Here is a 23301-nt window from a genome sequence, read left to right as displayed (position 1 = left end):
TGATGAATGGAAAATACGGAATTGCAATGGGAGAACCATTCGGGAGAACCTGCAATATGGCAGATGCATTTCACCATTTATCAATGCAGGTGGTGTGGCAGCAGCTGTTTCGGCAAAATCAGAGAATATCCAGTGCAGGAGCGTGTATTGATGCAGCCTCTGCGCTCGGAATGCGTGCAGAAAGAAATGCTGTTTCCCATATGGAAATATAAAGCCGTAAATGAAAATATGAGAAAAAAATCATTTTCAGGTATTTTCCATAATACGATGCCTGTGAAGGCCTGATAAGGCCGCTTTTCGTCTATAAAATCAATAAAAAATAGTGCTTTTTTAAAGCAATCATCCAGAATGGGGCTGTCATGACCGTCTCCCCTGCGTCCGGTAAAGAAATTCACCCTCGTTTGCCTTGGGTGGAGATTGCTCGGCTGCTGGCGACGCTGGTGGTTATCATGCAGCACGTTCCTTCCATGGGGTTTCCTCCCAACCAATGGCTGATTGGTCCGGCGCTGGCGACGTTTTTCCTGCTGGCGGGGTATTTTTCCGCCTCCGGCCTTGATGAACAGGGGGCCGGAACGTGGGCGGCCCGCCGCCTGCTGGTTTTGCTGCGGCCTTATCTTTTCTGGTGCGCGGCCTATTGGCTGGCGGCGGGCATGCCTCTTTCCCCTGGTTCGCTGGCTTCCGTGTTTGGGCTGGGAACATGTCCCATGCTGACCCCAATGTGGTTCCTGAGAGACTTGATGATGTTTACCCTGGCTGCGTTTTTGCTCTCCCGTTTCCGTCCAGCTCTTTACGCCTTTGGCCTGTTTTGCCTGTTTCTGCACCGGTGGGACGACTCCCTGGCATGGCCCAGTCCGTACATGTTTGGTGATTTTGCGCTCGGCGTTATGCTGGCGTCCGCCGCACCGGGCTGTCTGAACCGCTGGGGCAACATGCCCCTTGCCGTGCATGGTTCCATTCTTTTAGCCTCCGTGGTTCTTGTCTGGGCAAGCTGTACGGACTCTTTCCTGATTGCGGACGGCTCTTTTTCAGGATTGATCGTTCTGGCCTTCCTCAGCTTCGGAATTATTGTAAAAGCCGTCAGCCCCGGCTGGTCGGAAAAGCTGGCCCGGTGGGCGTCCGGCAGCTTTTTCGTGTATTGTTCCCATATTTTTGTTCTGATAGCCCTGATGGGCGTAGAGAGCTGTTTTCCCTCCCCCTGGCCTGCCTGGGCGTGGTGGTGCCTGGTTCCCGCGGTTTACATGATGGCGCGGAGCGTTTACGTATTCCTCAAACGCTGTTTCCCCTGTTCCCTCGTCCTGATGAGCGGGGGAAAATGACCTTTGAAACAATGGACGGGAAGCTCCGCCGGGAGTGTTCCTTGTCGCTTACTTTGATGGCACCGGAGAGACGTCATCCTGTTTCTCTCTCCTGGGTTTGGCATAATAGCTTGGGTCGGCAATCCAGCGGTCTCCCGCTTTTTTCACCGGAATGAAGCTGACTCCCCACGACTGGAATTCTCCTGTGTACGGTTGTTCTATCAGGATCCTGTTTTCCCCGGCCTTCACTTGAAAGGGAACAGGAGGCCGGGCCCACCAGAATTCCTCGTTGTCAAAGGGTATTTCATTTGCGGGCGAATTCCATGTATGCTTTTCGTAACGCCGCTGGCCTGCCAGTTTGTAAGTCTGGGGATTTTTCATTTCCTTGCCGTTTACCCATATTCTGGTGCCGCACTGGGACCATTCCCCGGCAGCCGGTACTCCGGAACAGCGCCGTGTGGAACGGGCCGGAGCGTCAAACCCCACCATAGCGTGCATGGTGCCCTCCACGGGTGAGTGAAACGTCGTCTCCGCCCATACCGTATTCCCCGGTTTTGTCTTGGAAAATAGACCCTCCGCACCCGCACGGGTACGGAAATACAAATTGCCTCCGCGCGTCTGGATGGAAGACAACCCTGCGGGAGATTTGCCCGCCAGCAGGTTATTTCTTACTTCTTCCTGCCTGTCCTGCGGAACGGGGCCGAATACCGTCCATTCCACGAAAGAATCCCTCCAGTAAGGGAAAGGCCTGCTTCCGGCCAGGGCTTCCATGCGTTTTTCAAACAGAGAGAAGGCCTGATAAGCCTCCGTGTTCTTTTCCGGCAGACTGCCGGCAAAACGGGAACCATCCTCTGGAATTCCTTTCCAACTGCGTTCCGCCATGGCGAACATGGCAGGCCACTGGGGACTCTGAACAGGAATGTTTTTTTTGTTCTCCACCCGGGTATCCGGCCATAGACACTGAATGACGCCCAGGGAATGGTTGTTTCCCCTGGCCGTTCCGCAGGGCTGGCGGAAGAAATTCCTGCGCACCAGAATGCCGGGGTCAAAGGAATTGACGTATCCTGCCGTGGAGTCGAAGTAGGGATTCTTCTGCCTGGCTGGATCCGGCAGGCCTACGGAATTTTCATCATTCCACAGCTGGGCATAACTGTCTCCGGACACAGGCAGGTCATTGTTGCCCGCCCATTGGATGGGCTGCCGTCCCAGGGATTTGACCTTGGCCGCCATCCGGTCCGCAAACTGCTTTCCGTTGGGAATGCGGATTTCATCCGCTCCTATATGAAGGTAGGGAGACATTTCCGCCGGAATTTCCCTGCAAAATTCTTCCAGCAGTTCTTCCAGAATGTTGATGCCTCTGGGATCATGCATCGGGAAGCCAAAGCAGTTTTTAAAATAGGTGCTGTGCCCGGGCATATCGATTTCCGGAATAATCTGGACATGGCGCTCCCTGGCGTAGCGGAATAAGTCCCGTATCTGGTCGTAGGAGTAGGTGCCGTTAACGTCCCGTCCCTGAATCCTCTTGGAGGGATCATTCAAAACAGGGTACTTTTTGCACTGGATGCGCCATGCGGGGTAATCCGTCAGATGCCAGTGAAAAGCGTTTATTTTCAGCCGGGCCATTTCATCAATATCCGCCTTGAGTGTTTCAACAGTCCGGAAATGGCGGCCTGCGTCATGCATGAAGCACCGGATGGCGAACGCGGGGCTGTCCTTGATGTCGCAGCACGGGTAATCTCCCCTGGCTCCCAGCTGGTCCAGCGTTCTGCGGGCATAAAAAACGCCCGCATCGTCAGCGGCCGTAATCAGAATGCCGTTGGGGCGGATCCGCAGTTCATACCCTTCCTTGCCCAGCGTCTTGGACAGGGACGCGTTTTTTTTCACGGAAACGGGAGCCTTTTTAGGGCATGTTCCCGTTTTCCAGTCCACCTGGGACGGGAAGGGAATCAGTGGGACCGGAGCGGCTTTTTCCTGCTGGAGAGGGTGCGGGGATGTCCAGTCTCCATGGGAGGAGGTAAAACAAAGCATCAGGCCGGAAGCCAGCAAAGGCGCGGAAAGGGATAATCGCATGGCAAATATTACACGTGAATGATGAATGATTTTTCAAGGAAACAGAGAAATTGCAAAAGAAAACATTTTACGCAGTATAAAATTATCCTATCCGTATGCGGATGGAATGAACGGCGTCTTTGCCGAACTGGTCCTTCAGTTTTCCCAGCAGGGCTCCCTGCCACTGCTGGAGATGGTAGCGCATGGCCGGTTGAAGCACCTGAATGGTGGCCACTCCCTTGACAATGGAAAGAAGGTTGGATTGCTGGCCCAGGAATGGCCCCGCAGCTTTCAGCCATCCTGCCCGGAGCAATTCGGGATCCATCCCGTCGCCGTCCAGGGGAAGCTTGGACAGAATATCCCCCAGCAGGGATTCCGCCGTATGGAGGTTACGTGTTTCACTGGTGGCGGGGGATATCTGGAACCAGTCCGCCAGCGCCTGCCTCACCTCCTGTTCGTCACGGGAAAGATAATCATACCGGACGGGAGAGGCGTGGGGATCCGGACGGTCTCTGTCCGGCGTGTAGGGAAACCAGGGGGAGGACATAGGGGGAAAATAAAAGCCCGGAGCGTTGAATACCAACAGCCCCGGGCGGTTAAAATAATATATGGGGGAATATTATTCGCCGTCGTCGCCAATCGCTTCCACGGGGCAGCCTTCCAGGGCTTCCTCACAGGCGCTCAGCTCTTCGTCGTTGTCCGGCTGCTTCTTGACATAGGATACTCCTTCATCGTCATCCCGTCCAAAGTTTTCTGGAGCCGTTTCGCGGCAAAGGTCACAGTCAATGCAGGAACTGTCCACGTAAAATTTGCCGGGGACGTTTAGAGGTGTTTTTTCGTCGATATCTGCCATTGTGTATGATGGGTTGTATGAACTGCGCCCACTATTTCCGCATTTGAGTAAATTTTGCAATCTTTTTTGTTGCAGGAATGAGTCAGCATGGGGGACAATGGCGGCATTCCCGTTCCCGGAATAAAAGGCTTTTCACGATGAATATCCCACCTGCTTCCCTCCCTCGTCTCCTGCCCGTGTGGGCAGGGCTGCTGCTGGCCGCTTTTTCCGGAATTCTGATGGCCTGCGCCTTTATCCCGGTGGACTGGGGCGGGTGCGTATGGATAGGGTTCCTGCCTCTGCTGACAGCCCTGTGGTACGGCCGCAGGCGGGAGGGGAAAAGGGGAATGCTGGCATACGCCCTGTATGGCTGGATGTTTGGGGTAGTATTTTACGGCATTTCCTTCTGGTGGGTCAATGAAGTCAGCACGCTGGGCTATATTCCCCTGATGATTTTTTACGGAGGCCTGTTTCCCGGCCTCTGGGCTCTGGTCATGGGAGTGTTCTTCCGTCCGGACGCCCGGCCGCTGCCTGATGCGAAGCTGGCGGCAAAGGAACGTCGGGCCGCCTGGAAAGCCTGGGCCATGGGCGACATATTGCCCAGTGCTTCCGCCGCTCTGGCGGGCGCCGCTTTATGGGTATGCCTGGAATGGGGGCGGGGTTGGCTGATACCGGGTTTCGGCTGGAACAATCTGGGAGTGGCCCTGTACGGAAATCCGCTGGCCCAATGGGCGGAATACTTTGGCGTGACGGCGCTGGCCTTTATTCCGGCCGTCTTTTCCGTCTGGCTCTGGCGTGTTTGCCGCCGGGCCGGAACCATGATTGTCCATGAAGGCAGACGTACCGTTCCCTGGGACTTTTTCATCCTGGTGGCGGTTCTTTTAACCATGTTTGTCGTCGGCGTGTGCTGGACGGCTCGCTACTCCCCCCAGTCTGCCGCGGTTACGGGAAACGGCAGGCTTACCGTTCCCGTCATGGCCGTGCAGCTGAATCTGAGCCAGAAGGAAAAATGGGATCCGGCCAACCGGGGAAGCATTTACCGGGCTTTGCTGGACATGACGGAACAGGGAATGCTGGATCTTCAAAACCGCGCTCTGGAACAGGCGGTCAAAAACGGCGCGGAAGCCTCCCTGGATATGCCGGCATGGGTCATCTGGCCGGAAAGTTCCTTCCCCATTTCCACGTTTTACCGTGATTCCACAGGGGAACGCTTCCCCAATCAGGACAATGTCAACTTTCTGAGCGCGGAAGAGGATTACGTCCAGGCCCTCCGGAACGGGATATGCAATTTTATCCTGCTGACGGGCACGGATGATATTTACCTGTCTGATGAGGGGCGTGTGGCGCGGGCTTACAACTGCCTTACCGTCTTTGAGGGGGATTATTCCACAGCCCGTCCGCACGCCAAGGCCATGCTGGTTCCCTTCGGTGAATATATCCCTATGCGGGAAACATTCCCGTTTCTGGAAAAAGCCTTTGAGGCTTCCGCCGGAACAGCCATGGGCCTGAATTATACGCCCGGGCGTTCCTCCAGCCCCGTTCCCGTGCCCATCCGTCCCGGAAGCTCCGTTACGGTGGGGGTCATCCCTCTTGTCTGCTTTGAGGATGTTGTGGGAAGCTGGGTGCGCCGCTTCATCCGGCAGGAGCCCCAGTTGATGGTGAACGTGACCAATGACGGGTGGTTCAACCGTTCCTGCGCCAACGAACAGCATTGGCGCAATGCGGCGTTCCGGTGTATTGAGCTGCGCCGTGCCATGGTCCGTGCCGCCAATACCGGCGTAAGCGTGGCTCTGGCCCCCAACGGCGCGGTTATTGCGGATTTGCGGGATTCCTCCGGTTCACCGTTTACCAGAGGGGTGATGGCTGCCACATTGCCTGTGGGCTGTACGAAAATAACCCTGTACGCCATGCTGGGCGACTGGGCCGTCCTGGTTTGTTTCCTGATGTTCGCGGCTCTGTTGCTGCGCAGGATAGGCGCAGGGAAACGCGTCCATGGTCCCGTGGAGAACGGAGTTTACCGGCGTTCCACGGGGGCTACGCCCAGATAATTCCTGACTTGTTTGAACGCAGGGTAGGAAATGCCTGTTTCATGGCACCAGAAGGCGGAAGAAGAGCCGCCGTCCAGGTTCAGGGCCGTTTCCACCCGGAAATTTCCCAATGCCCCGGGAGCCGCCAGCCAGGCTGCCAGCTCCTTCAGAGTCAGGGAGGAGGAAACGCCGATGCACCATCTCCTGCCGCCGTCCGTGGCAATGAAGGTGCGGTAGGTGGACTTCTGCGCGTTAAGCCCTTTTACGGCGGAGCCGTTCTCCACCAGAAAGGGCCCCCCCTGGATAGCCGCCTGCATGGCCGGCAGTCTTCTCATGCGCCTCAGCACGGAACTGCGGATCAGGGTTAATCCGTCTCTGCCTCCTTCGTAAACGACACCGGAAACAGCGAAGGATCCCGTGGCCAGCGGAGAAAGCCGTTTGCCGTCCTGGACGACCAGGCCCAGGGGAGTTCCCTCCGCGTCTGCGCTGAAGAATCCTCCGTTGACTCCGGCCACGCAGGGGCTTTTCCTCATGGCCTTGTCCAGGGAGCCGTACCGGGGCGTTTTGACGCTCCCTTCATCCCTTACCAGCAGGCGGTGCGTATCAGAACGGAAAAAATACACGTTCAGCTTGTCCCGCATGGACAAAAATCCGTCCTTCCTGGTGAAAACGCGGTGTTCTGCGTGAACCAGGCCGGAAAAGCACAATATCAGGGGAAGCAGGCGCAGAAAAAGCATCGTCAGTAATCGGTGGGGGAACAATAGAAAATCCGGCGTTCCGCGCAAGTGCCGGAAGGCACGCATACGCCCGGCCAGACAACGCAGCCTTGCAGGCGGCAACCGTCCTCTACCGCAGCTCCGGGGCCTATCACGCAATGGCTGTCCACAAAGGCGCGGGGGGACACTCTGGCCTGGGGGTGGATGCGTGGAACGGGGGATGGGAAATCCAGATGGGCTTGAAGATAGGCCTCCGGTGTTCCCATGTCCATCCACAACCCGTCGTCCGCCAGAATGCCGCGCAGGCGTCCTTCCCGGATGTAATCCAGAAACAGGGGAATAATGGAAACGGCTTCCCCGGAAGGGATGCGTCGGAATATTTCCGGCTCCATACAGTACGCGCCGGTGAATTGGTAGGATCCGGGGTCGCGGCCCAGGGCGTGCCTCATATCCGTCACCAGGCCGGAAGAAAAATCAAATCCCACGTTTTTCTTATCTCCGGAGGTGCGGAGGGCCAGCGTCACGGGAGGGCGGCGGCTCAAATGCTCCTCCAGCAGGCGGCCCAGATCAAATGTGGCCGCCATGTCTCCGTTCACCACCAGCAGCGGCTCTTCCGCGGAAGCCAGGGGCTCTATCTTTTTGACGCCGCCGCCGGAATCCAGCAGCACGGGTTCATGGCTGAAATGAACGGGGCAGCCGTTCCATGAATGTTCAGGGAACACTTTGTCCCAGGCTGCCGCCAGATGGTGGGTGTTGATGATGAACTCCCGTATGCCGCAATCGTAGCATCGGCGCATGGAATGCAGAATAAGGGGCTCATGGAAAAAGGGAATCAGCGGCTTGGGCAGAATGTCGGTGAGAGGGCGCAGGCGGGTACCCAGCCCGGCGCCGAGAATAAACGCACGGGAAATGCGGAGGCCTGCTGTGATGTGCATGGAACATCACTACTGGGTGAGCGGCTTTTTTTCAAGCGCCCTTTATCCTCTTCTTTCCGGGATGACACGCCGGCATGCCGCCTCTTCCCCGAATTTAAAGGAAAATCCGTGATTTCGTGCTTTCCAAACGGAAGCTCATTCACTAGCATCCCCGCATGGCATGTGGAAACCAAAGAACTGTCGGCTCTCCGGCCTCCCTGGCCGGTACCTCTTTGCATACGGGACAGCCCGTTACCCTGACCCTGAAGCCGGCTCCTGCCGACTTCGGCATTAAATTCCGCCGGGTGGACATTCCGGACCAGCCTTTCATCAGCGCGGACGTGGAAAAGGTGCAGACTGTGGAACGCGCCACCAGCCTGGCTGAAGGTTCCGTCAAAGTGCATACCGTGGAACATATTCTCTCCGCCCTCACGGGCATGGGCATTGACAACGCCGTCATTGAAATGGACGCCAATGAACCGCCCATCGGGGACGGGTCCTCAGCCCCCTACGTAGAACTGATCAAGAGCGCCGGCATCGTGGAACTGGATGTGCCGCGCCGCTATCTGGAAGTGCGCGAGGCCGTCACCATTGAAACCAAGGGCGGTTCCATCCTGACCATTCTCCCCTCCAAGCAATTCCGCGTTTCCGTCACCTGCGTGGGACCGGAAAACCGCATCACCCAGTACTTTGACGCGGTCATCACGCCGGAAACGTATGAAAAGGAACTGGCCCCGGCCCGCACCTTTACGTTCTACGAAGACATCAAGCCCCTGCTGGAAAAGGGCCTCATCAAGGGCGGCAGCCTGGAAAACGCCGTGGTCATCCGCGGCGAGGAGCTCATGAGCAAGGAACCCATGCGTTTCATCAATGAGTTCGCCCGCCACAAGGCCATGGACCTTATTGGGGACCTGACCCTGTGCGGCAAGCCCATTCTGGGCCACGTCATCGCCATCAAGCCGGGCCACGGCCCGAACACCGAACTCACGGCCAAGCTCAAGAAGGAACACCACCGCAACCAGCAAATGGCTCCCAATCCCGTCAACGTGCCGTACGGAGACGCCGTGCTGGACATCAACGAAGTAATGAGCCTTCTGCCGCACCGCTATCCCTTCCTGATGGTGGACCGCATTATCGGTTTTGAAGGAGAAACCAAGTGCCGGGGTCTGAAGAACCTGACCATGAACGAACTCTTTTTCCAGGGCCACTTCCCGGGCCATCCGGTCATGCCGGGCGTTCTCCAGGTGGAAGCCATGGCCCAGGTGGCCTCCATCGTCATGCTGCGCCAGCCCGGCAATGCCAGCAAGCTCGGTTACTTCATGAGTGCGGACAAGGTAAAATTCCGCCGCGTCGTGGTTCCCGGCGATACGCTCATCATTGAAGCGGAGCTGACCAAGATGCGCGGAAACATTGGCCAGGCGACGGCACGCTGCCTGGTGAACGGACAGGTGGTTTCGGAAGCCGAGCTTAAATTCGGCCTTCAGGATGCTTGATCCCGCCGACTGCATCCCCTGTTTTTACGGAAACCCCGGCCGTGCATGCCACGCCGGGGTTTTTCATGTTCCGCATCCGGGCTTTCTTTACCTGAACATTCCGGACATCCCGCAAAAACGGAGACCGGAAAACGAAATCAAGGGCGGTATTTCCTCCTTTTCAGGAGATCTGATCCCGTCTTAACAGTCACTTGCGGAAAAGAGCCGGATATCAGGCAGGCGGCACATCTCCGCGTACTCTTCAAGACGGCGGCGAAAGGTCTCTTTGGTCATGGAAAGAAGAGCATCTGCCGAAAAGGACTCGCAGGTGAAGGAGGCCGCCACCGTTCCATACACAATTCCCTTCTTCACTTCCTCAAACGGAGGAAGGCCGGGAGGCAGGGTGGACAAATAGCCGGCCAGAGCCCCCAGGAACGTATCCCCCGCGCCGGTGGGGTCCACCAGCGTTTTCAGAGGATAGGCGGGACAACGGAACATCCGGAGATTCCCGCCGACATCCCGGCCCAGAAGCGTGGCTCCGTATTCCCCCTGTTTCACCACTGCGTACGCGGCGCCTTTGGAAAGCAGGAATTCCCCGGCTTCCAGGACGGTGGACGCCTGGGCATATTCCTTCGCCTCATCCTCATTCATCATGGTGATATGGGAACGGCTGATCACGGCATCCAGCAATTCCGGCTGGCGGCGCAGCCACTTGTCCATGGAATCGGAAAGCACCAGCGCCGCGTCCGGACATTGTTCCATGCACTTGAGCTGCTGGGCCGGAACCATGCAGCAGCAAACCAGAACCGGATGGTTCCTCAAAGGCTCCGGAACGTGCACATCCCATTCCAGCATCACGGAATCATTGGCGCAAACGGTCCTCCGCTTGTTCATATTGTCAAAATATTCCCCGGTCCAGGAGAAAGAAGGCCCCTTCTTGCGTTCTACCCCGTTCATGCACACTCCTTTGGCCTCAAGGGCCGCTTCATAATGGGCGGGGAAATCCTCCCCGATGATGCTGACGGCATCCACGCGGTCGGCAAACAAAAGGGCGGCCACGGCCGCAAAGGAGACGGAACCGCCCAGAACGCCGTCCGCCCTGCCGCTGGGAGTAAGGATGGTATCAATTCCGATGGTTCCGGTAACGAGAAGGGGCTGGGACATGGAAAAAGGGAAATACGGTTTTACCCTGCAATCAAGAACAAAAAGGCTGGCGATATGGAAAAAACAGGGTATTTTATCCGCACGCGTTAAAGGAAATGGGTTCTGCCGGCATACTGGCCGACAGCTTCCGCAGAAGTCTGTTTCCAGTTAAAGGGCTTCACCAGGAGGCACGGATGTTTCCAGACCAGTTTTCAGGAACGTAGCCGGCAGTTCTTTTTCCCGGAAGATTTCGGGATTGCTCCGGAACTTTATTTTCTATTCAAACGTAGAAAAGCCGCTATGATAAAAATGCTGATGATGGTGGGTCTGGGAAGCTTTGCGGGCGGCATATTGCGTTTCCTGCTGTCCCGTTTCGTCCAGGTCAATTCGGCAAGTTCGTTCCCCTGGGGTACGGCTGCTGTCAACCTGCTGGGATGTTTTATCCTGGGCGCCCTCTACGGTTTGTTCGACCGGAACCTGCCGCATACGGAAACGCGGCTCTTTCTTACCGCAGGCCTGTGCGGCGGTTTCACCACCTTTTCCACGCTGATGAATGAATCCTTCCTGTTGTTGAAGGAAGGGAACTTCTCCGCCTTCTTCCTTTACACTCTCATCAGCTTTGCCGGGGGGCTCCTTGCCATTGGCCTGGGCTATCTGGCCGCCCGATAAGAGAACAACATGGCAACCCCGGCGCGACACATGTCCAGCCGCGCTGTGTTACAGGGGAACTGCTGAAATGGAAAATGGACAGCCAACCGAACCATGCTCCTTCTCTATAGGGAATGCCCCGGCATGACGGAAATGGCTGGCATTCCTGAACGCATCAGAACGACAACAATCTTTTGCCGGACGGGCTGCCATACAAGAAAGCTGCCCGCCCGGCCTGCGTTTCCTCGACGGCTTGTTCCTAGGAATAGGATTTTTCCAGGATGCTAACCACGTCCGCCGGAGTCAATTTGCAACGGTCCAGCTCAAACAGGTTGCCCATGGTGGAAAAAGCCGTTTTAGCGTATTCGTCAAATAAATCCGGGGTAATGCCGAACTCGGACATCTTCAGCTTGTCCACGCCGCAGGCTTCCTTCAGTTTGTTCAAGCCGTTCAGGAACCCGTCCACCGAGGCCTCCTGCCCCATGGCCGCGGCAACTCTTGCGTAACGTTCCGGGCAGGAGGGCGCGTAGGCTTCATGGTAGGCCCAGGAAATCATGATTAACCCCGCGCCGTGGGGCAGGGAAGGATGGAAGGCGCTGAGGGCATGTTCAATGGAATGTTCCGACGTACAGCAGGAAATGGTTTCCACAAATCCGGAATAGGTATTGGCCAGAGCCACATAGGCGCGCGCCTCCAGGTCATCCCCGTTATTCACGGCGCGCGGAAGATATTTGGCAATGTATTCAATGGCCTGGAGCGCGAACATGTCCCCCATGGGAGAGGCGATTGTGGCCATATATCCCTCCACGGCATGAAACAGGGCGTCAAATCCCTGGTATGCCGTTAATTTGGGAGGTACGGAAAGCATCAACTCCGGATCGACGATAGACATGGTGGGGAAAGTACCCCTGCAGCCGAAACCGATTTTTTCCTGCGTGTCCTCCTTTGTAATGACGGTCCACGGATCCGCCTCCGTTCCGGTTCCCGCCGTAGTGGTAATGCAGACGATGGGAAGAGGTTTGTTGGGAATGGGAAGCCCCTTGCCGGAACCGCCCTGGATGTAATCCCAGTAGTTCCCGGGATTGGCTGCCATCACGGCGATGCTCTTGGCGGAATCCATGCTGCTGCCCCCGCCCAGGCCGATGACGAAATCACACCCCGTTTCCCTGGCCAGGGAGGCGGCTTCCATCACATGCTCCACCACGGGGTTGGGCTGCACTTTGTCGAAAACGACGCTTTCCACTCCCTGTTTTTTCAGAAGAGCCTGCACGCGGTCCAGATATCCGAGGCGTTTGACGGACGTGCCACCGATGACGATCAGGGCCTTGGTGCCGGGCAGGGGAGCGGAACCAAGATTGTCCAAAGAACCCGCGCCGAAGAAGATTTGCGCGGGCATGAAAAATTGAAATGGCTGATACATGCCCTTACTGTATAAAACGGCGGTTCCGGACGTCAAGGATGCTCTGTGCATTCCATGAACAGGGAAACCGCCGTTCGGGCAGCATCTTTGTCTGAAGAACGTTAAACGTCTTCAAAAAAATCGTCGCTCCGGGTTGGATCCGGTTTGGGCGGTGACGGCACATCCGTTCCAATGGCACCGGGATCATCCATTTCACGACTGGTCGTGATCGTGGTGGAGGGCGTCTTCCTTTTGGGCGCGCGCACGGCAGGGCGTGGAGCAGGGGATGAAGCGGAACCGTCAGCCATGCCCCCTTCTTCCGGAGAATCAATCATGCTCTTCATGCTCTGAACCAGTTTATCCCGGAGGGTGCGGATACCCTGTTCCCGGCGCACGGGATCCACCGTCGTCCGGATGAGCGCCATCATATTCCGCGTAGCGTTTGCCTGGTCTCCCAAGTCGAAGCAATCAAGTTCGCAGCGCCAGCGCAGCCGATCCAGAACGGCGGCTCCCTGCTCGTCAAATTCGTCTTCGGACGCATTGGCGATGCGGCCCTGCATGCCGGACTTCTTTCCGGAAGAAATGGCATGGCTGATTTTTCCCAGAGCCACTTCCATGGAAATTCTCTTGTTCCATGCCTGCCTGAGGGCAGGGAGGTTGCGGGTCTTCCGGTATCCGGTAAAGAACAGTTTGTCAAAAATCTCATCCCGGTTCTTCATGGAATCCGGGAAAGCCTTGGAAGACATGCTGCTGATGCCCAGGGCCTCACCCACTTCCGTATTCAGGACGGATTGTTCCGCAATACGGGCGCCGGCTCTTCCGGCCGCTCCATTATTATTTTTGGAAGAGGAAGGGTCGATAAAATCAGGGTCTGAGCAGGCGGACAGGTAGGCATTCAGCAAATCCATGGCCGGCTTCTGGAACTCCGTAACATCCAGGATTTCCTCCGCTGTTCCGCCGGAGGAATGGGAAGTGGCGTTCATTAAATTTTCCTTAAGGCGCGCCTTGAGGACGAGAACACCCCATTGATATTGAAGCATTAATCCTTTACGGGCATTTTTATCCTGGTACTTCTTCGCTTCACGGTCCATCCAGTCCTTCATGGAATTGGAGGCGATTTTGGCGCTCTTTCCCTGGCTCCTGTCCTTTTCCTTTTCTGTTTCCATCAGAAATTTCTTGGACTGGATCAGCAGGTCATATGCGGCGCCGGGATCCCTGCCGGCGGAATTCAGTTTGCTGATAGCGGCATTGATCACTTTGGTTTCCGCAGACCTGTTCAGAGCGAGCAGATTATCCAAATCTTTGATTACCTTCTTCTTGGCATCGTTATCCATGTACTGAGCATAACAAAAGGAACCCAGGCTGAGGCTCCCGACCAGGCAAAGAGAAACGAAAGTATTCATGCTTTTTTTATTATGAAGGATGAAAGGTGATCTGGCAAGAGAGAAGGAATCTCAAAAAGATAAAATACCCTTGCAAACTAAAAATATCATGATTCCGCGCTCTGGCAGGAATTATTTCTTTTGTTTCTTCTCTTTAAGGAACTTTCTTCCCAACGGGCTTTGATACAAAAATTCCGTTTCTTCGGTTTTTCCCTCCTCCCGATCAACCAACTCCATCATTTCTCCTTCCTCATATCCCGCCAGCTTCAGGTATTTAAACACTTCGGTGGCTTTGCCGGGGTAGTTGTCCAATAAAATTCGTAATAAACCTCCTCCTCCATCTTTGAGGAATGATCTGATTCTGGAGTTCCTTCCTCCCATGGACCCCAGAATGTTGGACAGGTTCCTTTTTTTGTCCCATTCCTTTCGAGCCTCCAGCATATAGGCGTCGTCCTGTTCCGCGAATTCCCGATCCTTTTTCTTTTCCTCTTCCGTTGTTTGCTGTCTCATTCTCATTCTCTGTTTGAAGGGTATGGATAGCTCCTTCCTGGCTCGCTCCTCTCTCTCGTTTCTTTCTTTCAGGAAAGACTCCCATTTGGCGTCAAACACTCTTTTCCAGGCCGCCGTTTTTCTTTCCATGGTTTCCTTCTTCCAGCCCTCGAAATCAGGAATGTAGGATTCTTTCATCATCTTCAGCATCGTTGCCGCGTAAATGGAGCAAAGCTGCCCCACTTCTTTCTTTCTCACGGCAGAGCATTGTTGCCTAAGATTGATTTTGGAAATGATGACCAGATCTACCATAACTTTCCCCTTGAGACGAATATCTCCTGCCGAATCGAAATCCTGCGTCATTTGTTCGAACGGCGTGCTCTCGTTTTCTTTAAACAGGGGGGCTGCGGAAGCTAGCCGGGCGATCAGCAATAACCGATCCAGCTTATCCGGGGAAACTCCCCCTCTGATGTCTCTCCACTCAAGCTGCCCCATATGGGTGTGGGCTGTTTGGTAAAACTTTACCAGATCTCCCTGTTTTAGCAGAATTTTAAGTTCTTTCAGCACAGGATCTGCATGGAATGTCAATTCCTGCGAATCTGTCGGGATAGAGCCGAACGTTGGCAAGGCTGTCACAGAAAAAAAGACAGCAAACAGCGTTATGGCGGCAAAACAAGTCAGAAAACAGTTCTTCCGAGATTTTATCATCATATTTATATTATATCAGGGTTTAAAAATATGGCTGCCGCCGGTAGTGCGTTCGACGGAACATTCATCCTTTTTTTCGGGATCAACCAGAAATTTTCGGATTCTGGCGTAAAACAGGCCATTGCCTCTGTCTCTATATAAAACCTCTGAAAGACAGTGGAGATATCGGATATCCCCTCTTTATTCCCCATAAACTGGTATGTTCTGAACAGGCAATTCCATGTGAATGCGTTGGGATACGAATGTTTATAGACAGGATTTCCGTCAGCGTCATAACTTTGAATCTCATCCCACTGCATGTCCCCGTTTTTCCCGGATTTTATGCCGATATTGTCGTGCTGGTCAAAACGATTGTCGATACCTACACGCCAGATGCTGTCCGCCGAATGAGTCTGAGCCAGGCTTCCGGCAGCTCCTGCATAGCCTTTGTCTTTTTCAATTACATAGACCCCGTCAAAACAGACGTCCAGGGGATGGATGGAGACGAGAAGCTGGGCAGAAACTCCATGTGCAGAATCTCCATCCCTTGGAAATCCCATATCTGCCGCAGGAACGCCTTTAACCATCCCGCCCAAAGTTTCATGTTCCGCAGTAAGATGTTCAGGGAAAACCACGTCAAATTCAATAGGGCGGGGGAGGGCTGTTCCCTGTTCTGTTTCCACTTCAATGGCTACTTTCCCTCCGGACTGCTGAATTTGTTCTTTACTGGCGCAAGGATTTATTTGAAATGTTACCGAGTGATAACTATTGGGGATTTTTCTCAGACCGCCTTCAAGCAACTCTTTTCCCTCAATCACTTTCCATTGGATTTGATCCTTCGGTTCCAGTAAAAACGGTTTTTTACAGTTCAGGGTAACGGTGACCGTTTCTCCAATGCCGATTTTCCTGCGCTTTCTGTCTTCCTTCTTCTGTTCTTCCGTCGCGTTTTTGTCACGGGCCAGTTTGGCGGAACAGTTCTCCGTTTCCGATACCAGTTCCATGATATCGGAAAATTCCTCATCTTCGGCATGAAGAAGGGAAAAAGATGAAAAAAGGATGAAAATGGCAACGGTACGGACAAGGCAAGGGCCACTCATTTAATGAAGCTATGAAATGCTTGCATATTTGTCAAGTGACAGAGCGCGTTTTCCGTCCAATGAGAATGGGAGAATGCTGCCTAAACTATACTTCGCATAATATATGTAATGCCAAATATAATTCCGGTAGAATAATTCTCCGGGCGTTAATATTTAAATGATTATGATATGATTGGGAGGATGTGAAAAAACGCGGCATGGGAATGAATGATGAATTAGCGTTCCTATCCTCTGGGATGAAAGCGGTGATGAATCGAGTTCAGCCGCTGCTGCTCCAAATGCGTATAGATCTGGGTGGTTGAAATATCGGCATGACCCAGCATCTCCTGAATAATGCGCAGATCCGCTCCGTTTTCCAGAAGATGCGTGGCGAAGGAATGGCGCAGGATATGCGGGAAAACATGCTGTTCCAGTCCTGCGGCTCTGGCACGTTCCCGGAGAATTTGGCGAACCCGCTCCCTCGTCAACGGTCGACCGCGCATTGTCAGAAAGATATGACTTTTCGTCACTGTCCTGACCAGTTTGGGTCTTCCTTTTTCCAAATACATTTGCAAAGCGTTCAAAGCGGATCTCCCTACGGGCACCAGCCGGGTTTTATCCCCCTTCCCCAGCACGCGGACAAAAGCTTCATCTCTATCAAAACTCTCTAATTTGCAATTGATTATTTCGCTAACACGCATCCCGCAGGCGTAAATCATCTCCAGGAGCGCTCTGTCTCTACATCCTAAAGGAATATCTTGAATGTCAATGCTTTCAAGCAAACTTGAAACGGTTTTCTGATCCAGCACATGGGGAAGCGACAGCCCCTGCCGGGGCATTTCCAGAAATACGGAAGGGTCTTTTTCCAGTATTCCCGTTCCGGCCAGCCACCGGAAAAAAATACGCAGATGCACCATTTCCACCCGCATGGAGCTGCGGGCCATGCCCCGGTCCTGCAAATGCCGCAGAAATGCCGAAAGCGTATCAATGCCCGTTTGGGCAAGGCCGGTATTTTCCATTTCCAGAAACCGGGCAAATTCCTCCAGAGTCTGTCTCACGGAAAGCTGGTAGGCGGTGCTCAAGCCTTTCTCCGCGGCCAGAAAACGGATGAAGCGTTCCAAATGAGTCTGCATGGAGGCTTGCCTTTCCTGTTGTCTGTTAAAACCGTTCCACCAGGAACAGGAATTCCGTCACGTTCTGAGGACGGTTTCTGAAATTCCGGCTGCCCCGGAACGCGGCATACGGCGTTTCCAGCGTAACGGTACGGCCCAGGCGTCCAAGGAAACCGGTCATTTCCTCATAGTTGATGAATCCCTCCGAGCTGTAGGAAAGCAGAATAAATTTGGCCGGGCAATCCTCCAGCAGCCGGAACAGGGCCTCCGGAGCATGCTGACGGCTGTTGTACATGGAGCGTTTCCAATCTGCGGGAATGCCGGAAACTCGGCTGGTTTCCTCCGGCTTTTCATAAGAAGACAGCAAATTCAGCATGAAATAATTGGAACCGTACGGATGCTGGTTATAGGGAGGGTCCAGGTACACCACATCCATTTCCGGAAGCTCGGCAGCCAGTTCATTGGCATCGCGGCAATGGATGGAATACCGGCAGTCAAACCGGGAAAACACGGGAAACGGCAGCGAAATGTCGCCCAGAATGCGGGAAAGGGCGTTGCCCCCCGTTCCCCCGAATTTGCCGATTCCGTTTCTGTCTTTGTAAAAGCCTTTGAATACGCCGGACGTGTTTGTGTGGACGGAAGCTTCCGCCAGTAGAGGAGCGATAAAATAGGGCCTGATTTCTGCCGGAAGCAAATTGATGGTCTGCCGCGCCGTATCCAGGTACACGGCGTTGCGGCGCGTATAGAAAACGCGGTCATCCGCCGTGATGCAGTCCGGATTTCTGGGAGCGTACAGTTCCGTGATGAAGCCTGGGGATTCATGCGTTTCCATATACCGCAGCAGGCGTCTGTAATGCCTGTCCAGCTCCAGATTTTCCACTTCCTCCGCGTTGCTCAGGTAACAGGTATTGACGACCCGGCTGTATTCCTCCAGATCATTGACGATCAACTCTTCCGAATGCTGTTTCAGAAAACGCGCCACAATGCCGCTGCCGGAAAAAAGATCCCCTGCTTTCAGCCTTTCCTTACCCAGGCGTTTTTTCACCTGTTCCAGTCCCGTCCCCAGAAAATGAAGCAGGGAACGCTTATTGCCCAAATAGGTTACAATTTGTTCCGTCAGGAATCTGGGATCTTCCTCCATCTGCGGAGCTGGAAGGGATGATGGCTCGTTCCGGGTCATATAGCAGGTCCCGCCCAGCATACGGCACTCCGGACTTTCCGTCAAGTTGCTCCGGGGTGCGGGATGGAGAACCTTTCCTCTATCCGCAAGGGAAACGGAGTCCGGCCCTGCGCAAAACATGCCGGAAGAAAGGACTTTCCAAAACGAGGAATCATGTTATCGTGCCAACAATCATGAAAAGGAAGTTTCTACCCTGTTCCCTGCTCTGCATGTTCCTGGCGGCTACAACGGCCTTTGGCAATCCCGGAGACACTTTTTACGAAGCCAACCTTTCCCTGACGCGCGCGGCACGGCAGGAGAAGGAGGGGGATTATAAGGCAGCCCTGGAAAGCGGCAAAAAAGCGGCGCAGTTGCTTCAGTCCCTGAAAATATCCGAGCCGGAATGGAATCCGGAATGGGTGGCAGGCAAACTGGATGCCGCCGCACAGCTGCAGCGGCGCGTGGAACCTCTGGCGCAAAAAGCCGGAGCTCCCAAAAAGGCGGATTATTCCCTGAGACCGGGAGAACAGCGGGATTTTACCCTGCAACGCGCCTATAAGGCCCATGAACGGCAAAAAACGGTTGTCGGAACCGTTCCTGTTCTCCCTTCCTCCCACGGCACGCAACCGGGAAAAACGGTTGTTCCCGCTTCTGCCTCCCGCCCGGAAATCCGCTCCGTCAAGCCGTCCTCTGCCAGCCAGGAATCCGTTTCCAGAAGATCCGTTCCTTCGCGCGGACTTCCTCCCCGGGCGGACCGGGATGGAAGATTCCGTATCGGAAGCTGATGCGGATACAAGGGAAGGAAGAGGGGGCCGGAAATGGGGACATCCCCCTTTTTCTTTCAATTGCTAAAAGAGCCGCTTTCCCGATTAGGGAAAGCGGCTCTGCGGTTTTTTTGATCAGCTGCTCGCTCAGGCGTTCTGCTTGGCGGCTTCTTCAACAGCCACGGCCACCGCTACGGAAGCGCCAACCATCGGGTTATTGCCCATGCCGATGAGGCCCATCATTTCCACATGGGCGGGCACGGAGGAAGAACCGGCGAACTGGGCATCGGAGTGCATGCGGCCCATGGTGTCAGTCATGCCGTAGGAGGCGGGACCGGCCGCCATGTTGTCCGGGTGCAGGGTACGGCCCGTGCCGCCGCCGGAAGCCACGGAGAAGTACTTCTTGCCCTTCTCATTGCATTCCTTCTTGTAGGTGCCGGCCACCGGGTGCTGGAAGCGGGTGGGGTTGGTGGAGTTTCCGGTAATGGAAACGTCCACGCCTTCATTCCACATGACAGCCACGCCTTCGCGCACATCATCGCAGCCATACACGCGCACGGCGGCTTTGGGGCCCTTGGAGAAAGCTTTCTCCTGGATGATGTTCAGCTTGCCTGTGGCATAGTCGAACTTGGTTTGCACATATGTAAACCCGTTGATGCGGGAGATGATGTACGCGGCATCCTTGCCGAGGCCGTTCAGGCAGACGCGGAGATCCTGCTTGCGGACGCGGTTGGCGGACTTGGCAATACCGATGGCACCTTCAGCGGCGGCAAAGGATTCGTGCCCGGCCAGGAAGCAGAAGCATTCCGTTTCATCGCGCAGGAGCATGGCGGCCAGGTTGCCGTGGCCCAGGCCCACCTTGCGTTCATCCGCAACGGAGCCGGGAATGCAGAAGGACTGAAGGCCTTCTCCGATGGCTTCAGCAGCGTCGGCGGCTTTCGTGCAGCCCTTCTTGATGGCGATGGCGGCTCCCACCACATAGGCCCAGCCGGCGTTTTCAAACGCGATGGGCTGAATGCCGTTCACAATTTCACGGGGGTTGATTCCCTTGGAAAGGCAGAGTTGTTCCGCTTCTTCAATGGAGCCGATGCCGTATTTGGCCAGGGCTTCATTGATCTGCTTGATGCGGCGGTCGTAGGATTCGAAAAGAGGCATAATAGTAATAGTGCTTGAAGTTAAGATACTCTTTTTAATTCAATCTCATTCGTGACGAGGATCAATGTACTTGGCTGCCTCGTCGAAACGACCGTAGTTGCCCGTGCATTTGGCGACGGCTTCGTTGGCGTCCACGCCCTTCTTGATCATTTCCATCATCGGCCCCATGCGCACAAACTCGTAGCCGATGATTTCACCGTCTTCATCCAGGGCAAGCTTGGTAATGTAGCCTTCAGCCATTTCCAAATAGCGGGGGCCCTTGGCGCGGGTGCCGTACAGGGTGCCAATCTGGGAGCGAAGCCCCTTGCCGAGGTCTTCAAGACCGGCGCCGATGGGAAGGCCTCCTTCAGAGAAAGCGCTCTGGGTGCGGCCGTACACGATCTGCAGGAACAGTTCGCGCATGGCGGTGTTGATGGCGTCGCACACGAGGTCCGTGTTCATTGCTTCCAGTACGGTCTTGCCGGGCAGGATTTCCGCAGCCATGGCGGCGGAATGGGTCATGCCGGAGCAGCCGCTGGTTTCCACGAGTGCTTCTTCAATGATGCCGTTTTTGACATTCAGCGTCAGTTTGCAGGTGCCCTGCTGGGGAGCGCACCAGCCCACGCCGTGGGTCAGGCCGGAAATATCCGTGATTTCCCTGGATTGCGTCCAGTTGCCTTCCTGCGGGATAGGGGCCGGACCATGGTTGCAGCCTTTCTTGACGCAACACATTTGTTCGATTTCGTGTGTAAACTGCATGGTATTAGGATGTTAATATGAAGATAGAGCTGCAGTCATCGGACAGCCCTACCTTGAGCGGGACGGATCATACCAGCAAATTCCCGATTAGCAAACACGAATGATTGAAAATCGGTTAAAAGGCCTCATAATCAGTCAGGAGCCCTGCCCTGCATGAAGTCACGACCACGCCGACCCTTTCTCAACAAATTGGCAATCATCTTTGTCCCAATATTGATGATTGGCTTCTCCTTATTCATGTGGGCATGGCAGGTGGAACCCAGGCGTGTGGAAACCGTCACGGCTGCGATGGAGATGCCTCAGTGGAAGAGAAAAGAAGGCCCTCCCCTCCGCATCGCGATTGCCGGGGATTTCCATCTGCGTCCGAACGGAGGCGATCTGGCACACAAGTACATGGAAACAATCATGGAAGCTCGGCCGGATATGATTTTCCTGCTGGGGGATTATGCCAACGGCCACACGAGGGAGAGCAGCATGGCCCCGGAGACGGCCCGGGAATATTTCAAGATGTTGAAAGCCCCTCTCGGCATTTTTGCCGTGCAGGGCAACCATGACCAGTATTACGGCTGGAACTTATGGCGCAACATGTTTTCCGGGCTGGGCATCCTGCCCATGTGGAATGATTCCCTGCTGCTGCACCTTCCCGGAGGCCGTGAGCTGCAGCTCTCTTCCGTCAGGGACGACTACCACCTGAGAATCAGGCCGGAGGAATTGCCTCTGCGTTTTTCCCCGGATATTCCGCATATCCTTCTTTCACATGTACCCGACATTTTTCCCCTGCTGGCTCCCGGCACGGCGGACCTCGTCATCAGCACGCATACCCACGGAGGCCAGATATGCCTTCCCGGAGGCAGGGCCCTGGCAAACATCTCACGAGAGAAGGTCAAATTTTCCTATCCCTGGTCCCAGCTGAACGGAACTCCCTTCCTCATTACCCGAGGTTTGGGATGCAGCGTTCTTCCCCTGCGCTTCTGCTGCCCTCCGGAAATCATCGTGCTGGAAATCCAATAAGAAACAACTATCCGGATAACGCTCCGTCCCCTCATGCCCTTTATTTCTTATTCACATTGTATTTACATATTGTTCACAACAATATGTGCAGCCATGTTTCTGAAATCCTGCTCCACGCCAGCCGCGGCTCCGGAACCCGTGGCAGGCTGGTATGAAGGAACCCTCTATGAAGACAAGCCTTTCTACATCACTAAAAACGCCATCAGCTGGACCAGCGGAAGAAAAAAGGCGGATTTTGGCCGCTGGACAGCCGTCAGCGTGTATGACCCATCCATACGCATGCAGGCGGAGGGCGGTCGTTTCAGCATTACTCCCGGCTATGGCTGGGACGGCGTCACCTGGGGGTCCACCCCTCCGGATATGCTCCTCCCTTCCCTGTTCCACGACGCCATGCTGCACGCCAAAATGAATGGAGCCCCTATTTCCAGAAGCCAGATTGACCTGGCTTTTTACGATATCATGACCAGCCAAAATTCCTGCCGCAAGGGATTATACTACCGTTTTGCGCGTCTTTTCGGCTGGTGCTTCACCTTTCCACAGCATCCGAATACTTTGATAATCAAACGAGAGTAGTATGGCATCGGAGAATTTTCCGGAAAACCAGTTACCCGGAAGGATGAACAAGGAAGAAAAATTCAACCGTCGTTCCGCTGTTTTGTCTTGCCTGTTTAATTAGTTCAATCTAACTTTCGTTGTCGAACCAATAATCAGAACGCATGGAAATCACTATTATCTACGGAACGGAAACCGGCAATTCGGAGAGTCTGGCCCAGGACGCGCGGGCAAAATTGACCAAGCTCGGCCATCAGGCAAAGGTGGTTGACATGGAAGGTATGACGGTGGAACAGTTGAAGAATGCGGGAACGCTGCTGGTCATCACCAGTACGTGGGGGGACGGAGAACCTCCCACCAACGCAGAGGCCCTCCATCAGGAATTGAAGGACTCTTCGGAAGATTTGTCCGAGGTAAGCTACGCCGTTTTTGCCCTTGGAGATGAATTTTATGAAAACTTCTGCCAGGCTGGCAAGGACTTCGATTCCTTCCTGGAACGTTTGAAAGCGCAAAGGCTTCTGCCGGTAGTGCTTTCCAATGGAGACCATGATGACACCTTCCCGGAATGGGTGGATGCCATCGCGGAAAAACTCTCCTGATGTTTTTTCAAGATTTCAGTCATCTTATCTTCAAAAGAGCGCTTCTTCCGGGACGAACGCCTGGAGGAAGCGCTTTTTCCTA

General features: G+C 54.7%; 23 protein-coding genes. 9 read left to right on the top strand and 14 right to left on the bottom strand.

All coding sequences use genetic code 11. The features are described 5' to 3' along the window. Positions 1 to 6: 6 nt before the first annotated feature. Both BHW66_RS09245 and BHW66_RS09240 read left to right on the top strand, forming a co-directional pair. On the top strand, positions 7 to 285 hold the full coding sequence (locus BHW66_RS09245) for a hypothetical protein (protein WP_046436258.1): 279 nt from the start codon (positions 7 to 9) through the stop codon (positions 283 to 285). A 74-nt stretch (positions 286 to 359) separates the two neighbouring features. After that, entirely contained in the window at positions 360 to 1316 is a 957-nt protein-coding gene (locus BHW66_RS09240; protein ID WP_046436257.1) for an acyltransferase family protein, read from the top strand. A gap of 48 nt (positions 1317 to 1364) precedes the next feature. On the opposite strand, the gene BHW66_RS09235 is transcribed toward BHW66_RS09240, so the two are convergent. The 3 genes from BHW66_RS09235 to BHW66_RS09225 all read right to left on the bottom strand — a co-directional run bounded on the left by BHW66_RS09235 (position 1365) and on the right by BHW66_RS09225 (position 4197). Then, positions 1365 to 3365 carry a family 20 glycosylhydrolase gene (locus BHW66_RS09235; RefSeq protein WP_046436255.1) on the bottom strand — a complete coding sequence of 667 codons (2001 nt, stop codon included), beginning with the start codon at positions 3363 to 3365 and terminating at the stop codon, positions 1365 to 1367. Positions 3366 to 3447: 82 nt separating this feature from the next. Beyond that, positions 3448 to 3891, bottom strand: a complete 444-nt coding sequence (locus tag BHW66_RS09230; protein ID WP_094139589.1) for a DciA family protein — start codon at positions 3889 to 3891, stop codon at positions 3448 to 3450. 72 nt (positions 3892 to 3963) lie between these two features. Beyond that, positions 3964 to 4197: a ferredoxin gene (locus tag BHW66_RS09225; protein ID WP_012420949.1), complete on the bottom strand. Its 234-nt coding sequence runs from the start codon at positions 4195 to 4197 to the stop codon at positions 3964 to 3966. A 137-nt stretch (positions 4198 to 4334) separates the two neighbouring features. Here BHW66_RS09225 and lnt point away from each other — a divergent pair, with 137 nt between their 5' ends. After that, on the top strand, positions 4335 to 6224 hold the full coding sequence (lnt, locus tag BHW66_RS09220) for an apolipoprotein N-acyltransferase (RefSeq protein WP_215833464.1): 1890 nt from the start codon (positions 4335 to 4337) through the stop codon (positions 6222 to 6224). Here the strand turns inward: lnt and BHW66_RS09215 are convergent. Further along, positions 6191 to 6940: a phosphodiester glycosidase family protein gene (locus BHW66_RS09215; RefSeq protein ID WP_161994040.1), complete on the bottom strand. Its 750-nt coding sequence runs from the start codon at positions 6938 to 6940 to the stop codon at positions 6191 to 6193. The two genes, lnt and BHW66_RS09215, sit on opposite strands and share 34 nt — an antisense overlap. Positions 6941 to 6942: 2 nt before the next feature. After that, entirely contained in the window at positions 6943 to 7854 is a 912-nt protein-coding gene (locus BHW66_RS09210; RefSeq protein WP_215833463.1) for a nucleotidyltransferase family protein, read from the bottom strand. Between the two features lie 155 nt (positions 7855 to 8009). On the opposite strand from BHW66_RS09210, the gene BHW66_RS09205 reads away from it, so the two are divergent. After that, positions 8010 to 9326, top strand: coding sequence for a bifunctional UDP-3-O-[3-hydroxymyristoyl] N-acetylglucosamine deacetylase/3-hydroxyacyl-ACP dehydratase (locus tag BHW66_RS09205; protein WP_022197214.1), 1317 nt, complete (start codon positions 8010 to 8012; stop codon positions 9324 to 9326). 180 nt (positions 9327 to 9506) lie between these two features. Here BHW66_RS09205 and BHW66_RS09200 read toward each other — a convergent pair whose 3' ends face one another. Beyond that, on the bottom strand, positions 9507 to 10469 hold the full coding sequence (locus tag BHW66_RS09200) for a PfkB family carbohydrate kinase (protein ID WP_046436248.1): 963 nt from the start codon (positions 10467 to 10469) through the stop codon (positions 9507 to 9509). 279 nt (positions 10470 to 10748) lie between these two features. Here BHW66_RS09200 and crcB point away from each other — a divergent pair, with 279 nt between their 5' ends. Beyond that, positions 10749 to 11117, top strand: a complete 369-nt coding sequence (gene crcB, locus BHW66_RS09195; protein ID WP_022197217.1) for a fluoride efflux transporter CrcB — start codon at positions 10749 to 10751, stop codon at positions 11115 to 11117. Positions 11118 to 11355: 238 nt separating this feature from the next. Here crcB and BHW66_RS09190 read toward each other — a convergent pair whose 3' ends face one another. From BHW66_RS09190 to BHW66_RS09165, 6 genes are all read right to left on the bottom strand, one after another. Then, entirely contained in the window at positions 11356 to 12516 is a 1161-nt protein-coding gene (locus BHW66_RS09190; RefSeq protein ID WP_102733355.1) for an iron-containing alcohol dehydrogenase, read from the bottom strand. A gap of 101 nt (positions 12517 to 12617) precedes the next feature. After that, on the bottom strand, positions 12618 to 13898 hold the full coding sequence (locus tag BHW66_RS09185) for a hypothetical protein (RefSeq protein ID WP_217730131.1): 1281 nt from the start codon (positions 13896 to 13898) through the stop codon (positions 12618 to 12620). 111 nt (positions 13899 to 14009) lie between these two features. Further along, positions 14010 to 14486, bottom strand: a complete 477-nt coding sequence (locus BHW66_RS09180) for a hypothetical protein (RefSeq protein ID WP_240043186.1) — start codon at positions 14484 to 14486, stop codon at positions 14010 to 14012. A 593-nt stretch (positions 14487 to 15079) separates the two neighbouring features. Then, positions 15080 to 16150 carry a hypothetical protein gene (locus BHW66_RS09175; protein WP_217730133.1) on the bottom strand — a complete coding sequence of 357 codons (1071 nt, stop codon included), beginning with the start codon at positions 16148 to 16150 and terminating at the stop codon, positions 15080 to 15082. Between the two features lie 224 nt (positions 16151 to 16374). After that, on the bottom strand, positions 16375 to 17262 hold the full coding sequence (locus tag BHW66_RS09170) for a tyrosine recombinase (protein ID WP_022197222.1): 888 nt from the start codon (positions 17260 to 17262) through the stop codon (positions 16375 to 16377). A 25-nt stretch (positions 17263 to 17287) separates the two neighbouring features. Next, the gene (locus BHW66_RS09165; RefSeq protein WP_022197223.1) at positions 17288 to 18382 is read right to left on the bottom strand and encodes a DNA adenine methylase; all 1095 of its coding nucleotides are present in this window, start codon (positions 18380 to 18382) and stop codon (positions 17288 to 17290) included. A gap of 212 nt (positions 18383 to 18594) precedes the next feature. Here BHW66_RS09165 and BHW66_RS09160 point away from each other — a divergent pair, with 212 nt between their 5' ends. Continuing rightward, positions 18595 to 19185 carry a hypothetical protein gene (locus BHW66_RS09160; protein WP_128153925.1) on the top strand — a complete coding sequence of 197 codons (591 nt, stop codon included), beginning with the start codon at positions 18595 to 18597 and terminating at the stop codon, positions 19183 to 19185. 126 nt (positions 19186 to 19311) lie between these two features. Here BHW66_RS09160 and BHW66_RS09155 read toward each other — a convergent pair whose 3' ends face one another. Both BHW66_RS09155 and BHW66_RS09150 read right to left on the bottom strand, forming a co-directional pair. Beyond that, the gene (locus BHW66_RS09155; protein ID WP_012420931.1) at positions 19312 to 20319 is read right to left on the bottom strand and encodes a GGGtGRT protein; all 1008 of its coding nucleotides are present in this window, start codon (positions 20317 to 20319) and stop codon (positions 19312 to 19314) included. A gap of 45 nt (positions 20320 to 20364) precedes the next feature. Then, positions 20365 to 21057, bottom strand: coding sequence for a hypothetical protein (locus tag BHW66_RS09150; protein ID WP_022196984.1), 693 nt, complete (start codon positions 21055 to 21057; stop codon positions 20365 to 20367). Between the two features lie 153 nt (positions 21058 to 21210). Between BHW66_RS09150 and BHW66_RS09145 the strand changes: the two genes are divergently transcribed. From BHW66_RS09145 to BHW66_RS09135, 3 genes are all read left to right on the top strand, one after another. Beyond that, on the top strand, positions 21211 to 22068 hold the full coding sequence (locus BHW66_RS09145) for a metallophosphoesterase (protein ID WP_253822211.1): 858 nt from the start codon (positions 21211 to 21213) through the stop codon (positions 22066 to 22068). A 93-nt stretch (positions 22069 to 22161) separates the two neighbouring features. Next, positions 22162 to 22641: a hypothetical protein gene (locus BHW66_RS09140; protein WP_102737345.1), complete on the top strand. Its 480-nt coding sequence runs from the start codon at positions 22162 to 22164 to the stop codon at positions 22639 to 22641. 143 nt (positions 22642 to 22784) lie between these two features. Continuing rightward, positions 22785 to 23219, top strand: a complete 435-nt coding sequence (locus BHW66_RS09135; RefSeq protein WP_022196981.1) for a flavodoxin domain-containing protein — start codon at positions 22785 to 22787, stop codon at positions 23217 to 23219. Positions 23220 to 23301 lie beyond the last annotated feature (82 nt).

The sequence above is a fragment of the Akkermansia sp. 54_46 genome (genome assembly GCF_001917295.1).
Lineage (GTDB): Bacteria > Verrucomicrobiota > Verrucomicrobiia > Verrucomicrobiales > Akkermansiaceae > Akkermansia > Akkermansia muciniphila.
The sequence above is the reverse complement of the archived record's forward strand: the minus strand, read 5'-3'. Positions and strand labels throughout refer to the sequence as shown.

Excerpts from the sequence above, each read along its gene's own strand:
- BHW66_RS09175 (WP_217730133.1), bottom strand. The coding sequence starts at position 16,150 with ATGAGTGGCCCTTGCCTTGTCCGTACCGTTGCCATTTTCATCCTTTTT.
- BHW66_RS09225 (WP_012420949.1), bottom strand. The coding sequence starts at position 4,197 with ATGGCAGATATCGACGAAAAAACACCTCTAAACGTCCCCGGCAAATTT.
- BHW66_RS09205 (WP_022197214.1), top strand. The coding sequence starts at position 8,010 with ATGGCATGTGGAAACCAAAGAACTGTCGGCTCTCCGGCCTCCCTGGCC.
- BHW66_RS09155 (WP_012420931.1), bottom strand. The coding sequence starts at position 20,319 with ATGCCTCTTTTCGAATCCTACGACCGCCGCATCAAGCAGATCAATGAA.
- BHW66_RS09235 (WP_046436255.1), bottom strand. The coding sequence starts at position 3,365 with ATGCGATTATCCCTTTCCGCGCCTTTGCTGGCTTCCGGCCTGATGCTT.
- crcB (WP_022197217.1), top strand. The coding sequence starts at position 10,749 with ATGATAAAAATGCTGATGATGGTGGGTCTGGGAAGCTTTGCGGGCGGC.
- BHW66_RS09230 (WP_094139589.1), bottom strand. The coding sequence starts at position 3,891 with ATGTCCTCCCCCTGGTTTCCCTACACGCCGGACAGAGACCGTCCGGAT.
- BHW66_RS09210 (WP_215833463.1), bottom strand. The coding sequence starts at position 7,854 with ATGCACATCACAGCAGGCCTCCGCATTTCCCGTGCGTTTATTCTCGGC.
- BHW66_RS09145 (WP_253822211.1), top strand. The coding sequence starts at position 21,211 with ATGAAGTCACGACCACGCCGACCCTTTCTCAACAAATTGGCAATCATC.
- BHW66_RS09140 (WP_102737345.1), top strand. The coding sequence starts at position 22,162 with ATGTTTCTGAAATCCTGCTCCACGCCAGCCGCGGCTCCGGAACCCGTG.
- BHW66_RS09170 (WP_022197222.1), bottom strand. The coding sequence starts at position 17,262 with ATGCAGACTCATTTGGAACGCTTCATCCGTTTTCTGGCCGCGGAGAAA.
- BHW66_RS09200 (WP_046436248.1), bottom strand. The coding sequence starts at position 10,469 with ATGTCCCAGCCCCTTCTCGTTACCGGAACCATCGGAATTGATACCATC.
- BHW66_RS09245 (WP_046436258.1), top strand. The coding sequence starts at position 7 with ATGGAAAATACGGAATTGCAATGGGAGAACCATTCGGGAGAACCTGCA.
- BHW66_RS09215 (WP_161994040.1), bottom strand. The coding sequence starts at position 6,940 with ATGCTTTTTCTGCGCCTGCTTCCCCTGATATTGTGCTTTTCCGGCCTG.
- BHW66_RS09185 (WP_217730131.1), bottom strand. The coding sequence starts at position 13,898 with ATGAATACTTTCGTTTCTCTTTGCCTGGTCGGGAGCCTCAGCCTGGGT.
- BHW66_RS09165 (WP_022197223.1), bottom strand. The coding sequence starts at position 18,382 with ATGGAGGAAGATCCCAGATTCCTGACGGAACAAATTGTAACCTATTTG.
- BHW66_RS09135 (WP_022196981.1), top strand. The coding sequence starts at position 22,785 with ATGGAAATCACTATTATCTACGGAACGGAAACCGGCAATTCGGAGAGT.
- BHW66_RS09160 (WP_128153925.1), top strand. The coding sequence starts at position 18,595 with ATGAAAAGGAAGTTTCTACCCTGTTCCCTGCTCTGCATGTTCCTGGCG.
- BHW66_RS09190 (WP_102733355.1), bottom strand. The coding sequence starts at position 12,516 with ATGTATCAGCCATTTCAATTTTTCATGCCCGCGCAAATCTTCTTCGGC.
- BHW66_RS09240 (WP_046436257.1), top strand. The coding sequence starts at position 360 with ATGACCGTCTCCCCTGCGTCCGGTAAAGAAATTCACCCTCGTTTGCCT.
- BHW66_RS09150 (WP_022196984.1), bottom strand. The coding sequence starts at position 21,057 with ATGCAGTTTACACACGAAATCGAACAAATGTGTTGCGTCAAGAAAGGC.
- lnt (WP_215833464.1), top strand. The coding sequence starts at position 4,335 with ATGAATATCCCACCTGCTTCCCTCCCTCGTCTCCTGCCCGTGTGGGCA.